A 13,891-nucleotide genomic window follows, 5' to 3' on the forward strand; every position below is an offset into this window, starting at 1 on the left:
GATGCGTGCTGCCCGTTCCCTGATGTTTGTCGCCCTGCTTCCTGTATTCGCCGGTTGCCAGTTGCTGCAGAGCCAGCCTGAGAAACCGTCCATGGCGGGCCTGACCCGCATGCAGGGCGAACTCAGCATGGCCAACGGCAAGCTGATGTTTCAGCCGTGCCAGGAAAACAAGCTGTATGTCGTCAATGACACCGGCAGCACCAGTATCCTGCAGGAAGCCGCAACGCTGGCGGGCGCGCAGCACAAGATTTTCGCTGACGTGCGCGGCCGGGTTGCCACTGGCAAATCAGCTGATGCGGGTGCCCAGTTCGACGTGCAGCAGCTATACCGCGTCGAACGTTCGAGCGCGGCCTGCGAAGACCCCAACTTCCAGCGGCTGATCCTGCGTGCCAGCGGCAACACGCCCGACTGGAACGTCAAGGTCAACACCAAGGGCATGGTGATCGAGCGCGCCGGCCAGCCAGCGCTGGCCTTGCCGTTTCTGGAAGAACAACTCGGTGACGGGCGTTTCAGCCTCAGTAGCGAAGCCAATGACCAACACGTTGAACTCTGGATCGCACCACAACGCTGCGTCGACAGCCCCCGTGGCAGCGTTCAATTCATGAGCGCCGAGTTGCGGGTCAACGGCCAGGTACAACGTGGCTGCGCGTATTTCGGCGGCTCGCGTAACGACTGATTCGACAGGATGCTGTTTTAGCCTCACCGGAACGGGCCGTTGAGGCTTATAATCACCGGTTTGTGAAACGCCTTTGGCGCAGTTGTGCGCCCCCGCGAACCGGACCCTGTCATGTTACGAATCACCGAACTCAAGTTGCCGATCGACCATCCCGAAGAAGACCTGCGGCCAGCCATCGTGCAGCGCCTGGGCATCGCCAGTGATGACCTGCTCGATTTCACCTTGTTCAAGCGCAGCTACGACGCGCGCAAAAAATCTTCCGAACTGTGCTTCATCTACACCATCGACCTTAGCGTGCGCGATGAGGCGAAGTTGCTGCACAAATTCGCCGATGACCGTAACGTCAATGCGGCGCCGGATGTCAGCTACAAGGTCGTTGGCCAGGCTCCGCAGGATCTGAGCCAACGGCCGATCGTGGTCGGTTTCGGCCCGTGCGGGATTTTCGCCGGGCTGCTGCTGGCGCAGATGGGCTTCAAGCCGATCATTCTTGAGCGCGGCACAGAAGTGCGTCAGCGCACCAAGGACACCTGGGGCCTGTGGCGCAAAAGCGTGCTGAATCCTGAGTCCAACGTGCAATTCGGTGAAGGCGGCGCGGGGACATTCTCTGACGGCAAGCTGTACAGCCAGATCAAGGATCCCAAGCACCACGGCCGCAAAGTCCTGCACGAGTTCGTCAAAGCCGGCGCGCCGGAAGAGATCCTCTACGTCAGCAAACCGCACATCGGTACGTTCCGTCTGACGGGCGTCGTCGAAAACATGCGTGAGCAGATTCGTGCGCTGGGCGGTGAAGTACGCTTCCAGCAAAAAGTCTCTGACGTGCTGATCGAAGACGGCCAGTTGACCGGTATCGAGCTCGCCAGCGGCGAACAGATCCACTCGAAACACGTGATTCTTGCCCTCGGCCACAGCGCCCGCGACACCTTCCGCATGCTCCACGGCCGTGGCGTGTTCATGGAAGCCAAGCCGTTTTCGGTAGGTTTCCGTATCGAACACCCGCAATCGCTGATCGACAGCGCGCGCCTGGGCAAATACGCCGGTCACCCGAAACTCGGTGCCGCCGACTACAAACTGGTGCACCACGCCAAGAACGGTCGTTCGGTCTACAGTTTCTGCATGTGCCCGGGCGGTACTGTGGTGGCGGCGACTTCCGAGCCGAATCGCGTGGTGACCAACGGCATGAGCCAGTATTCGCGTAACGAACGTAACGCGAACTCCGGGATTGTTGTGGGCATCACCCCGGAAGTCGACTATCCGGGCGGCCCATTGGCCGGGATCGAGTTGCAGGAGCGTCTGGAGTCCCACGCCTTTGTGCTGGGTGGCAGCAACTACGAAGCACCGGCGCAACTGGTCGGCGATTTCATCGCAGGCAAGCCGTCGACGGCGCTGGGCAGCGTCGAACCCTCCTACAAACCCGGGGTTGCACTGGGCGATCTGGCGCTGGCGTTGCCGGCGTTTGCCATCGACGCCATTCGTGAAGCCTTACCGGCCTTCGAGAAGCAAATTCGCGGCTACTCGCTGCACGACGCAGTGCTGACCGGGATCGAAACCCGCACGTCTTCGCCGCTGCGGATCACCCGTAACGAGTCGATGCAGAGCCTGAACGTCAAAGGCCTGTTCCCGGCCGGTGAAGGCGCCGGTTATGCCGGTGGTATCCTGTCGGCGGGTGTCGATGGTATTCGCATTGCCGAAGCGGTGGCGCGGGATATTCTCGGTATCGAGGCTTAACACAGTAGATCGTTCCCGCGTGGGAATGCCTCACCGGACGCTCTGCGTCCGCTCTTGGGACGCAGAGCGTCCCTGGCTGCATTCCCACGCGGAGCGTGGGAACGATCAATCCGCAGCGATCAGATATTGGCGCGCAACACGCTGGTCGGCAGCGGCTCACCGCGCTCGGCACTGCCCACAACGGCCGCGATCAGTCCACTCAGCTCATACCCCTGAGCCTTCAGCCAGTCCTGATCGTAATAGGTGGTCGCGTAACGTTCGCCGCCATCACACAGAATCGCCACGATCGAGCCACTCTCCCCCGCTGCCACCATCTGCTGCGCCGCCATCAAGGCGCCGATCAGGTTAGTCCCGCTGGAACCACCCACTCGCCGACCCAAACGCTGCGCCAGATAATGCATGGCTGCCAGCGACAGCGCATCCGGCACTTTGACCATCGCATCGATGACCTTCGGCAAGAATGACGCCTCGACCCGTGGCCGGCCAATGCCTTCGATCCGCGAACCGCAATCCAGACGCAAGCTCGCGTCGCCGGTCTGGTAGTACTCGAAAAACACCGAACGCTCGGCATCGGCACACAACACGCGGGTGCAATGCTGGCGATAACGCACGTAGCGCCCCAGAGTGGCCGTCGTGCCGCCGGTGCCAGGGCTGGAAATCAGCCAGCTCGGTTCAGGATGACGTTCGAAACGCATCTGCTGAAAGATCGACTCGGCAATGTTGTTGTTGGCTCGCCAGTCAGTGGCACGCTCGGCATAGGTGAACTGGTCGATGAAATGGCCGTCGTGTTCCCGGGCCAAGCGCTCGGACTCGGCGTAGATCTGCGTCGGATCCTGCACCAGATGGCTTTTGCCACCGTAGAACTCGATTTGCGCAATTTTTTCCCGGGAGGTCGTGGCCGGCATCACTGCAATGAACGGCAAGCCGAGCAAGCGCGCGAAATACGCCTCGGAGATCGCCGTCGAGCCGCTGGACGCCTCGATCACCGGCGCCCCAGGCTTGAGCCAGCCATTACACAGCGCGTAGAGAAACAACGAACGCGCCAGCCGATGTTTGAGGCTACCGGTGGGGTGACTGGACTCATCCTTGAAGTACAACTCGATGCCCGGCAATCCCGGCAGTGGCAAAGGGATCAGGTGCGTATCGGCGCTGCGCTGGAAGTCGGCTTCGATGATCCGGATGGCTTCGCGAGCCCACTGACGGTTGTCGCTCATGGTCTTTTTCTCATTGAATCGAATAGGCGTAAGGAAACCTGGCGGTGACAACAGGCAATGGATTGACCTTGTCGGAAGGCTCAATCAACAAGCTTAGGAAAAAACCCGCATAACGCACAGGTACAGCTGAGGCCCAATACGCCAACCAACTGCTAGGCTCAGGCCGGGTCCGGGAGACATCGTTGTAACGACATATAACAAAAAAGAATATAACTTTTGTTTTAACAACTAACCGTACGGGTTAGGGTGGTCCACCTTTTGAATCGATAGATGGAGAGCGACCTTGCCTCTGCGTAGCACTTTCACGCGTTTCTTTCAGTTGGAAGCTGCCAGCGGTCTGTTATTGATTGCCGCTGCAGCTCTTGCCCTGATCATCAACAACTCACCGCTGTCCTGGCTCTACAACGGCCTGCTGGACACTCCCGTGGTCGCCCAGATCGGCGCCCTGAAAATCGCCAAGCCGCTGTTGTTATGGATCAACGACGGCCTGATGGCGATGTTCTTCCTGTTGATCGGCCTTGAGGTCAAACGCGAAATCCTTGAAGGCCATCTGTCCAAACCGTCGCAGATCGTCCTGCCGGGCGCAGCGGCCATCGGCGGCATGGTCGTGCCGGCGCTGATCTACTGGTTCCTCAACAAGGACAACCCGTCAGCCCTGGGTGGTTGGGCGATCCCGATGGCCACTGATATCGCCTTCGCCCTTGGCGTGCTCGCCTTGCTGGGCAAGCGTGTACCGGTCTCGCTGAAGCTGTTTTTGATGACCTTGGCGATCATTGATGACCTGGGTGCAATCATCGTCATCGCGATCTTCTACTCCGGCGCATTGTCGACGCTGTCGTTGATGCTGGCCGCAGCCTGTCTGGTGGCGCTGGTGGCGATGAATCGGCTAGGCGTGGTCAAGCTCGGCCCCTACATGATCATTGGCCTGATTCTATGGGTGTGTGTACTCAAGAGCGGTGTCCACGCCACACTGGCCGGTGTAACACTGGCGTTCTGCATTCCGCTACGTACCAAAAACGCTGAACCGTCACCGTTGCTGAGCCTGGAGCACGCCCTGCACCCTTGGGTGGCCTTCGGTATCCTGCCGTTGTTCGCTTTCGCCAATGCTGGTGTTTCACTGGCTGGCGTTAACCTTGAGAGCTTCACCCACCACGTACCGATGGGCATTGCCGCCGGTTTGCTGCTGGGCAAGACCGTTGGTGTCTTCGGCCTGACCTGGCTCGCCGTGAAAATAGGCATTGCGGCCCTGCCCGCTGGCGCCAATTGGGGCCAGGTACTCGGCGTGGCAATCCTCTGCGGTATCGGTTTCACCATGAGTCTGTTTGTCGGTTCCCTGGCCTTTGTGCCGGGCAGCAGCGAATACGCCGGCATGGACCGCATGGGCATTCTCACTGGGTCGATCCTCGCCGCATTGATCGGTTATGCGGTGACCGCAGCGGCCAGTCGCAAGAGCATCAATAGAGCGCCCTGAATAGCCGGATTTATTTCTGAGTTCACACAGCCAAGGTGTGCTGTAGTGGTCTAACAAAACAATCAGCCAAAAATACAAAACCCCGACCAGTTACCTGGCCGGGGTTTTGTTTTAACCGCGTAAAACTTAGTGCGAAACGCGGCTGGTGCCACCGACGGTGGAGATACGCACACGTTCGCCAACACGGAATACTTCGTTTGGCTGAACTTCCTGAACGTAGGCGCGCATGCTGCCGTCGTCTTCGCGAACGGTGATTTCCACGCCTTGGGTACGGGTCACGCCTTCTTCGATGGCAGAACCCGCCAGACCGCCGGCCACTGCGCCGATCACCGCAGCGACGATGCTGCCTTTGCCACCGCCGATGGCGCTACCGCCGACGCCACCCACGACCGCACCGGCTGCGCCGCCTATCGGGGTTTTGGTGCCTTCGATTTTCACCGGACGCAGGGACTCGATGGTACCCATACGGATGGTCTGCACCCGACGTGCTTCGTCACGGGAGTAAGAGTCACCGGTCAGGCTCGATTGGCAACCAGTGAGCAACATCGCCATCGTAGAAAAAGAAGCAACCAGCAAAACAGACTTACGCATAGCATCAACTCCAAAGGACAGGTATTCATTAAACTCCGCAGCTTGACGCCTGTCACGGCACTGCCCGGATAAAATTGGTTTGATTCAGGTGCAGTACAGTCGCACTTGAGAACTCATCACACAGTAGCGCCAAATTACAGAACCTGCGCCACCGCCCCAAGGATTTCCATGGATTACTTCATCATTGTCGCCACCACCGTTGCCGGACTGTACTTCCACTGGTGGCTGTACGTGCGGATCAAACGCTGGATGGACCGTGATCTGGCGCTGGCACTTGCCGGAAATGACGAGCGGAAAAAGGCGTTCATGCTGCAACAATTGGCCATTGCCCGGCAGCAGAATATCAAACGTCGGGACCTGCCACAGTGGCTGGAGGCGGCGGCTGCCACCTACCCCACTGTGTAGCCGGTTTACGGTGCCAGGCGCTCGCGACTCCAGTCCGCGCCTTGCAGACGATAGTTCAGACGGTCATGCAAACGACTCGCCCGACCTTGCCAGAACTCGATGCGTTCTGGCAACAAACGATAGCCGCCCCAATGTTCCGGGCAATGCGGCTGGCTATCGCTGAAGCGCTGTTCAGTGACTTTGAGCAGCCCTTCCAGCTCGGCACGATCGGCAATCACCTGACTCTGCGGAGACGCCCAGGCCCCCAGGCGACTGCCCAGCGGCCGTACCTGGAAATAGGCATCGGACTCCTGCGGCGTGACCTTCACCACTCGACCCTCGATACGCACCTGGCGCTCCAGGGTCGGCCAGAAGAAGGTCATGGCAGCAAACGGATTGCCCGCCAGCTGCTGACCCTTGGCACTGTCGTAGTTGGTGAAGAAGGTAAAACCCTGATCATCAAGCCCCTTGAGCAACAGGATCCGGCAATGCGGGCGACCGTCCTGATCAACTGTGGCCAGGGTCATGGCATTCGCCTCGACCGGAGGTTGTTCGGTTTTCACCGCTTCGGCGAACCACTGATGAAACAGTGCGAACGGCTCGCTCGGGGCGTGAGCCTCGGTCAAACCGTCGCGAGTGTAGTCACGACGCATATCGGCCAGAGCCCGGGTCATGGCGTTTTCCTTGTGCTTGATCAATCAGTTCCTGGCCTGATTACTGGCCGCTGGTGCTTTTTGCCGCTGTATCCGCTTTATCCGCTTTGGCTGCAACTGGCTTCTTGGCTGGCTGTTTTTTGGCCGGAGCTTTCTTCGCCGGAGCCTTTTTCGAGGCAGCGCCTTTCTTCTTCGAAGTCGCTTTTTTCTCGGCCACGGCTGGCGCTGCTGGCTTGACGGGCTGCGCTGCAACCATTTCCACCGGTGGTGGGGTCGGCTGGCTGTACTTGTTCAGCAATGCCAGCATGGTGGTGCGCTGGGTCAGCATGATTTCCACACGACGGTTCAAGGCACGGCCCTGGGCGCTGTCATTGGCGGCGCGCGGCATCAGATCACCCATACCACGCAACATCAGACGATCCCCCTTCAAACCACCGAGGCTGAAGATCGATGCAACGGAAGTCGCACGGTCCTTGCTCAGCTGTTTAGCCTCGTCATGCGTCCCCGTGTTGTCACCATGGCCCAGTACGAGCACGGAAGTCTTGGTATCACCTTCTACCACCTTGGACACCTTGGTGAACTCACCCAGGGCCGAAGGCAGCAACATCGCCGGACGTTTCGGGTTGAAGGCGTCATCCACCGGAACGACTACGACCAACACGTTCTCGCGACGCTCCACTTGCAGACGGCTGCCCTGAACGGCAGCACGCAAGCGTGGCTCGTAGCTGTCCAGCCAGGCCTGGGTGATTTTCGGATCAGGCATTGGCACATCTTTGATATCGGCCTTGGTGATGGCCTTTGGCTGGTCGCCGAACGGCCACCACCATTTGCTTTCGCTATCGGCCTTGGCTGCTGCGGCAGCTGAAGAACCTGGAACTGCAGCCGGGGTGGTTGGCGCAGCAGCATTTGCAGTCGATTTGGCCTTCGCGGCTGCAGCGTCTTCAGCGGCCTTCGCGTCCGGTTTGGCAGCGGCTTTGTCCGCTACCTTGTCCGAACCGGAACCGAAAGACCACCAGTGGGCCCCGTCTGCATCATTTTGTGGGGTTTGCGCGCAACCGGTAATGCTGAGACACAGTGCCAAGGCTAGAGATTTGTTCAGTGACATGGGGATATCCACAAAATGAGATAAGAAGCTGTGGGCCGCTACGACCCGTATAAAACAGACGCTTTGAAACTATAGAAGCCACAGGGTTCCGTCCTGCAACCATTGGGCAAGTTTTTTTCAAAAAAATGCCTTGAAGCTACCCTTTACAGACAGGCGGCTAAAACCCGCACAAGCTTCTGCGCACGTGGGTCCATCAACACGTATGGCCCAAGGGTATTGGTCACAAAACCGAAGGCCACATCATGTTCCGGGTCAGCGAAACCGATGGAGCCACCAGCACCCGGATGACCAAACGCTCCAGGGCCGAGGCCGAAGGTCGCATTGGGTACATCCGGTTGATCGAGCATACAACCCAGACCGAAACGGGTCCGGGTCAGTAAAGTCTTGTCTTCGCCCAGGCTGTGCTCGCGAGTCAGTTCCTGGAGCATCTCGCTTTCCAGCAGGCTGCCATCGAGCAGACCGCTGTAGAACCCGGCCAGGCTGCGGGCATTGCCGTGGCCATTCGCTGCCGGTTGTTGCATACGACGCCATTCCGGCTTGTTGGTACTGGTCATGATCGATGGCGGGTTGGTAAACGCCAGAGTGGTCATGGCCTTCGGCTCACGCATCGTCACTTGCAGCAAACGCTGCGCCGCCGCATCGCCGACATTGCCCTTGCCACGCGCGATGTGCGCTACGCGATGAAACTCTTCATCCGCGAGGCCGACATGGAAATCCAGCCCCAGCGGTCGCGCAACACGTGCCATGATCGACTCGCCCGGACCACGGCCATCGGCGCGTCGCAGCAGTTCCCCGACCAGCCAGCCATAAGTGATCGCCGCATAACCATGGCCTTCACCGGGCATCCACCAAGGGGCTTCGGCGGCCAGCGCGTCGACCATGGTTTGCCAGTTATAGAGCGCTTCAGGTGGTAGCAACTCGCGCAAGGCCGGCAGACCGGCCTGATGGCAGAGCAACTGACGCAAGGTGATCGCCTCCTTGCCGGCAGCGGCGAATTCCGGCCAATACCTGGCGACCGGAGCATCGAGCTGCAACTTGCCTTCGGCGACCAGTTGCAGGGCTGTCACTGCAGTAAAGGTCTTGGTGCAGGAGAACAGGTTGGCAATGGTGTCGCTGTGCCAAGCCTCGTGACCATCCTTGTCGGCAGTACCGGCCCAAAGGTCGACGACGGTTTCACCGCCAATTTGAATACACAGTGCCGCGCCGCGTTCCTGGGGATCGTCGAAGAGTGCCGCGAAAGCTTCACGCACCGCTTCAAATTTAAGCTCGTAATGACCCTGAATCAGCACCCGTAACTCTCCGAAAAAACGTTTCGACACAATGACCTGCATTGTTCCAGCCCTTGAGCGATTTGGGAACAGGGGCGGGCTCGGCGGTTGCCGTAATCGTTAATAGGTCAGCGATCAAAAGATCAAAAGATCAAAAGATCAAAAGATCGCAGGCTTTAATGACCATTGGCGGAATGCCCACCCGCATGACCCGCGCCCTGCCCTGCACCCTTGCTGTCGCGGCCTTTTTTCCCAGCTGCGTCTTCATGACCGGCACTGTCGGCTTTATCCGCCGCAGCCTTGGCCTTCTCGGCTTCTTTGCCGAGCTGATCGACGGCCTGCAAGTTGGCCTTGCGCACACTTTCGACAAAGCCCTGGAACGGCAGATCGGTGATCCCGACCAGACCGAAATGGCCGTTTTCACCGTCCAGCAGACGACCGCTCACCGGTTGATCGAGGTACTGGAACCAATGCACGCCGACAATCGACGGTTCACTCACCGCTTGCTTGACGAAATTGGCGTAGGCCGGCCCACGGTCTTCTTCCTTCGCCAGCTCCGTTACTCCGCCCCATAACGGACCACGATCACGCGAGCCGAAGTTGAACTCGGTGATCAGCACCGGTTTGTCCAACGCCTGTAACTTGGCGAAGTCATAACCGTCCTGAGGTTTGAGCGTGTACATGTTGAAGCTCAGGACGTCGCAGTACTGCGCGCAAGACTCGACAGCCTCAGGTGTGCTGATGGCAAACCGACCACCGAGCAGCAGGTGGTTGGGTGCGTGCCATTTCAGCGAATCGGCAATGGTCTTGAAATAGGTGTCGGCGAAGACTTTCTGGAAATACTTGAAGTCGGCTTCGATTTCCGGGTGCTCCGCACTTGGCAGCGGCGGCACGAAGCCCGGGTCTTCCATCAGCTCCCAGGCTGGCAGATCGATACCCCAGGCTTTCGACAGGCCCGCCTGGTTACGGTATTTGTCCCGCAGTTGCTTGAGGAACGCCCGCTTGGCCGGCACGTCGGTGGTCATTTTCAATGTCCCGTACGCCAAGGCATAACGGGCCTTCGGGTCATCGCCGGGACCGGCCCAGGCCAGTTCGTTATCGGCGAAGTAACCGATCAGCCATGGGTCGTCGCGGTGATCGCGAGCAGCAATCGCTACGGCGCGTTCGGTGGCCATGGCGAAACGCGGGTCGAACGGATCGGGCATGCCGCCCCACCAGTCGGTGCCGGTGCTGATGCTGGCGTAATCGCCGACGATGGACAGCGGCAAGGTGTATGGCACACGGTCATTCAAGCCCAGCGCCGGAGCGCTCCAGTCGCCGATGGTGTTGAAACCCCAGGCTTGCAGGCGGTCAAGTGTATGGTGGGTCCAGCGCTTTTCGTCGAACAAGTGGGGAGCGCACGGGGTTGTGGCGGCGTCGGCCTTGGCTTCTCCGGCCTTGGTTTCACTCGCCACCGCACATGGCTGGCCATAAGTGCGCTGCAGGTTGGCGCCGTAGAAGTCATACCAGCGACCGGCATTGAACCCACGCCCCTGATCGGCACCATTGCCATTGCGATTGTCGCCTTCACCGTAATGGCCGGCTAATGGCTCGTCGTTAGCGGGCAACGACTCGAACATGGCTTCGCGCCCGGCGACGTAGGTCTGGCTGGTATCGGCGGTAACCGTATTGACCCCCAGGGAATAGAACGGGTGACCTTCCGGGGTCACCAGATACCAGCGACCGTCACGCTTTTCAGTACGAAAGAAGCCGCTGGCCTTGAACGCCGGGCCTTTGCTCCAGCCACCGAACGTGTCCAGGGACGAACGCTCACGCTCGGCCAACCAGGTTTTCAGTTGCTGCTGTTCTTTGTTTGCCGCCGCTTTGAGCTGCTCGTCGCTGGCGACTTTTTCCGGCCATTTCGCTCGCGTGGACTGACCATAAGCGTCCACTAACGAACCGTAGGCGGCCTTGACCACCGCGTCGCCGTCCTGCACGCCAAAGCGCTCAAGCATGATGCTCTGGGCGACTTTTGGCTGATCCATCGACAGTGTCACCGACACCACCTGGCTGCGATCCAGTTCACCCGTGCTGCTGGCCAGCAATACACGCTGGCCTTCGACAGTGATCGGCATCGGCGGCCCGGCTTTCAGGCCCTGGCTCAGTGGCGAACTCGGTGTCAGCGGCACCAACAGGGTTTGCGCAGGCCCGGCCGGCAGATCGATGCGGCTGACCAGGGTCTTGCCGTCGTTACTCTGGATTTTCACGTAGAGCGTTACAGGCCAGTTCATTGCACTCTGGATACGCAAGCTCATGACGCCAGACTGCGACCAGTCCCAGGCGCCGCTTTGCGGAGTCAGGCGCAGGTTCGGTTGTGCCGCAGGGTTGAAGGTCACCCGGCGCAGAACTTCACCTTCGGCCGTTTGCTCTGCGTTGGACTGCGGCAGGCTGGCGTCCTGGGTCGCCACCTGGACCACATCGGCGGGCCGGACAAAGTTGAACAGCGTCTGTTGTCCGGCCGGAGCCGCCAGCAGTGGCGCAGCGAACATCAGGGCAAAAACAGCGGGTAACGAACGGCGAATCATATGAACCAGGTTCTCCCTAACGACCAGTGAACGGCCTGTGTGGAATCGGTAACGGGGGGATAGACAACGAAGTGGGCGATTTCGCCCACCGTGTCTCAAGATATTTCGCGGCGAAACGGCGGCAGCGCATTGAGGATCGCTTTGCCGTAGCGTTGCGTGACCAGACGCCGGTCAAGCAAGGTGATGGTGCCGCGGTCTTCTTCGGTGCGCAGCAGGCGCCCGCAGGCCTGAACCAGTTTGAGCGAGGCGTCCGGCACGGAGATTTCCATGAACGGATTGCCGCCTCGGGCTTCGATCCATTCAGCCAGCGCGGCTTCGACCGGATCGTCCGGGACCGAGAACGGGATCTTGGCGATCACCACGTGCTCGCAGTAAGCACCCGGCAAGTCGACACCCTCGGCGAAACTCGCCAGGCCGAACAGCACACTGGAGTCACCGCCATCGACCCGCGCCTTGTGCTTGTTCAGGGTTTCCTGTTTCGACAGGTTGCCTTGAATGAACACTTGCTTGCGCCAGTCACGGTCCAGGCCATCGAACACGTCCTGCATCTGTTTGCGCGAAGAGAACAGCACCAGTGTGCCGCGCGAGCCCTCGACCAGTTCCGGCAGATCACGAATGATCGCCGCGGTGTGGGCAGCCGCATCCCGTGGGTCGGCGCGCAGGTCCGGGACCCGCAGCACGCCAGCGTCGGCATGATGGAACGGGCTCGGCACCACCGCCGTCACGGCCTTTTTCGGCAGACCGGCGCGCATGCGGAAACGGTCGAAGGTGCCCAGTGCGGTCAAGGTGGCCGAGGTCACCAGCGCACCGTAAGCTACATTCCACAGGTTGCGTCGGAGCATTTCCGCCGCCAGGATCGGGCTGGCGTTGACCTCGATATCGAACAGCGAACCGCTTTCGGCCAGGGTTAGCCAGCGCGCCATCGGCGGGTTGTCTTCCGGGTCTTCGGCGGTGAATGCGGTCCACAGCTCCCAGTTACCCTGAGAACGGGACAGCAGGCTGCCAAACAGCGGATACCACTCTTCGGCCTGATTGCTGGCAATGCCGATGTTGACCTCGCCATCCATGCCTTCCTTGAGCAGCTCGGTGAGCCGGGTAAAGACATCGGTCAGGCGTGCGAAGCCTTTCTTCAGCTCGACGCCCATCTCGCGCATATGCTCGGGAATCACCCCGCCGACGAAACGATGACGTGGCCGCTCACGGCCCTCGACGTCTTCGCCGGGCTTGAATTCGGCAACCTGTTCACAGGCGGTGAACATGAACTGCTGCTGGGTCTTGATCTCCCGGGCCAGTTCCGGCACTTGCTCGATCAACTTGCCCAGATCGCCGGGCAGCGGGTGCTGGGCCAGCAATTTGGTGAGATTCTTGGCGGTCGTTTCGAGCCAGTCGGCGGTGGAACGCAAGCGCGTGTAATGGGCGAAGTGGCCGATCGCCTTGTCCGGCAGGTGATGGCCTTCGTCGAACACGTAGATGGTGTCGCGCGGGTCGGGCAGGACGGCGCCGCCGCCCAACGCCAGGTCGGCGAGGACCATGTCGTGGTTGGTGACGATCACGTCGACCTTGCCCATGCCTTCGCGGGCCTTGTAGAAGGCGCACTGACCAAAGTTGGGGCAATGACGGTTGGTGCACTGGCTGTGATCGGTGGTCAGGCGCGCCCAATCCGCATCTTCAAGGGCGGTGGACCAACTGTCGCGGTCGCCGTCCCATTTATTGCCGGCAAGCTTTTCGATCATGCTGGTAAACAGCTTCTGACTGGCTTCATCGACCTCGATCTTGAAGCCTTCTTCTTCGAACAGCTGCGCGGTAGCGGTTTGCGCGCGGCCTTCCTGCAACAACATGTCGAGCTTGGACAGGCACATGTAGCGGCCGCGGCCCTTGGCCAGCGCAAAGCTGAAGTTCAGCCCGCTGTTGCGCATCAGGTCCGGCAGGTCCTTGTAGACGATCTGTTCCTGCAGGGCGACGGTCGCCGTAGCAATCACCAAGCGTTTGCCGGCAGCCTTGGCAGTCGGAATTGCCGCCAGGCTGTAGGCCACGGTTTTCCCGGTACCGGTGCCGGCTTCCACCGCGACAATCGCGGGGTCGCCACTGCGCCGGCCTTCGTCGTCGGTGTCGATGTCACCGAGGACCTTGGCAATTTCGGCGATCATCAGGCGCTGGCCGTAACGCGGCTTGAGGCTCTTGGCTTCGAGAAAACGCGAGTAGGCGCCCTGGATCGTGGTTTTGAGTTCAGTGCTGATCAT

The 13,891-nt window shown here is 60.1% G+C and carries 11 protein-coding genes; 4 read left to right on the plus strand and 7 right to left on the minus strand.

Annotated features, from left to right (window positions below; genetic code table 11):
* Nucleotide 1 precedes the first annotated feature (1 nt).
* Nucleotides 2–676 carry a COG3650 family protein gene (locus KRR23_RS00790; RefSeq protein WP_216740961.1) on the plus strand — a complete coding sequence of 225 codons (675 nt, stop codon included), beginning with the start codon at nucleotides 2–4 and terminating at the stop codon, nucleotides 674–676.
* 111 nt (nucleotides 677–787) lie between these two features.
* Entirely contained in the window at nucleotides 788–2,401 is a 1,614-nt protein-coding gene (locus KRR23_RS00795) for an NAD(P)/FAD-dependent oxidoreductase (RefSeq protein WP_216740962.1), read from the plus strand.
* 119 nt (nucleotides 2,402–2,520) lie between these two features.
* On the opposite strand, the gene KRR23_RS00800 is transcribed toward KRR23_RS00795, so the two are convergent.
* Nucleotides 2,521–3,615, minus strand: coding sequence for a PLP-dependent cysteine synthase family protein (locus tag KRR23_RS00800; protein ID WP_216740963.1), 1,095 nt, complete (start codon nucleotides 3,613–3,615; stop codon nucleotides 2,521–2,523).
* A 283-nt stretch (nucleotides 3,616–3,898) separates the two neighbouring features.
* Between KRR23_RS00800 and nhaA the strand changes: the two genes are divergently transcribed.
* Nucleotides 3,899–5,086 carry a Na+/H+ antiporter NhaA gene (gene nhaA, locus KRR23_RS00805; RefSeq protein ID WP_054596006.1) on the plus strand — a complete coding sequence of 396 codons (1,188 nt, stop codon included), beginning with the start codon at nucleotides 3,899–3,901 and terminating at the stop codon, nucleotides 5,084–5,086.
* 126 nt (nucleotides 5,087–5,212) lie between these two features.
* On the opposite strand, the gene KRR23_RS00810 is transcribed toward nhaA, so the two are convergent.
* A complete protein-coding gene (locus KRR23_RS00810) occupies nucleotides 5,213–5,677 on the minus strand; it encodes a glycine zipper 2TM domain-containing protein (protein ID WP_216740964.1) in 465 nt (154 codons plus the stop codon).
* Between the two features lie 168 nt (nucleotides 5,678–5,845).
* Between KRR23_RS00810 and KRR23_RS00815 the strand changes: the two genes are divergently transcribed.
* Nucleotides 5,846–6,082 (plus strand): hypothetical protein, encoded by a 237-nt coding sequence (locus tag KRR23_RS00815; protein WP_054596004.1) that lies wholly within the window; start codon nucleotides 5,846–5,848, stop codon nucleotides 6,080–6,082.
* A 5-nt stretch (nucleotides 6,083–6,087) separates the two neighbouring features.
* Here the strand turns inward: KRR23_RS00815 and pdxH are convergent, their stop codons facing one another.
* From pdxH to dinG, 5 genes are all read right to left on the minus strand, one after another.
* Entirely contained in the window at nucleotides 6,088–6,735 is a 648-nt protein-coding gene (gene pdxH / locus KRR23_RS00820; protein WP_216740965.1) for a pyridoxamine 5'-phosphate oxidase, read from the minus strand.
* Nucleotides 6,736–6,775: 40 nt separating this feature from the next.
* The gene (locus KRR23_RS00825; RefSeq protein ID WP_216740966.1) at nucleotides 6,776–7,819 is read right to left on the minus strand and encodes an OmpA family protein; all 1,044 of its coding nucleotides are present in this window, start codon (nucleotides 7,817–7,819) and stop codon (nucleotides 6,776–6,778) included.
* A 143-nt stretch (nucleotides 7,820–7,962) separates the two neighbouring features.
* Nucleotides 7,963–9,108, minus strand: a complete 1,146-nt coding sequence (locus KRR23_RS00830; RefSeq protein ID WP_216741332.1) for a serine hydrolase domain-containing protein — start codon at nucleotides 9,106–9,108, stop codon at nucleotides 7,963–7,965.
* A gap of 155 nt (nucleotides 9,109–9,263) precedes the next feature.
* On the minus strand, nucleotides 9,264–11,651 hold the full coding sequence (locus KRR23_RS00835; protein ID WP_216740967.1) for a beta-galactosidase: 2,388 nt from the start codon (nucleotides 11,649–11,651) through the stop codon (nucleotides 9,264–9,266).
* Nucleotides 11,652–11,746: 95 nt separating this feature from the next.
* On the minus strand, nucleotides 11,747–13,891 hold the full coding sequence (gene dinG / locus KRR23_RS00840; protein WP_216740968.1) for an ATP-dependent DNA helicase DinG: 2,145 nt from the start codon (nucleotides 13,889–13,891) through the stop codon (nucleotides 11,747–11,749).

This window comes from Pseudomonas sp. CVAP#3, assembly GCF_018986375.1.
In the GTDB taxonomy this organism is placed as follows: Bacteria; Pseudomonadota; Gammaproteobacteria; order Pseudomonadales; family Pseudomonadaceae; genus Aquipseudomonas; species Aquipseudomonas helvetica.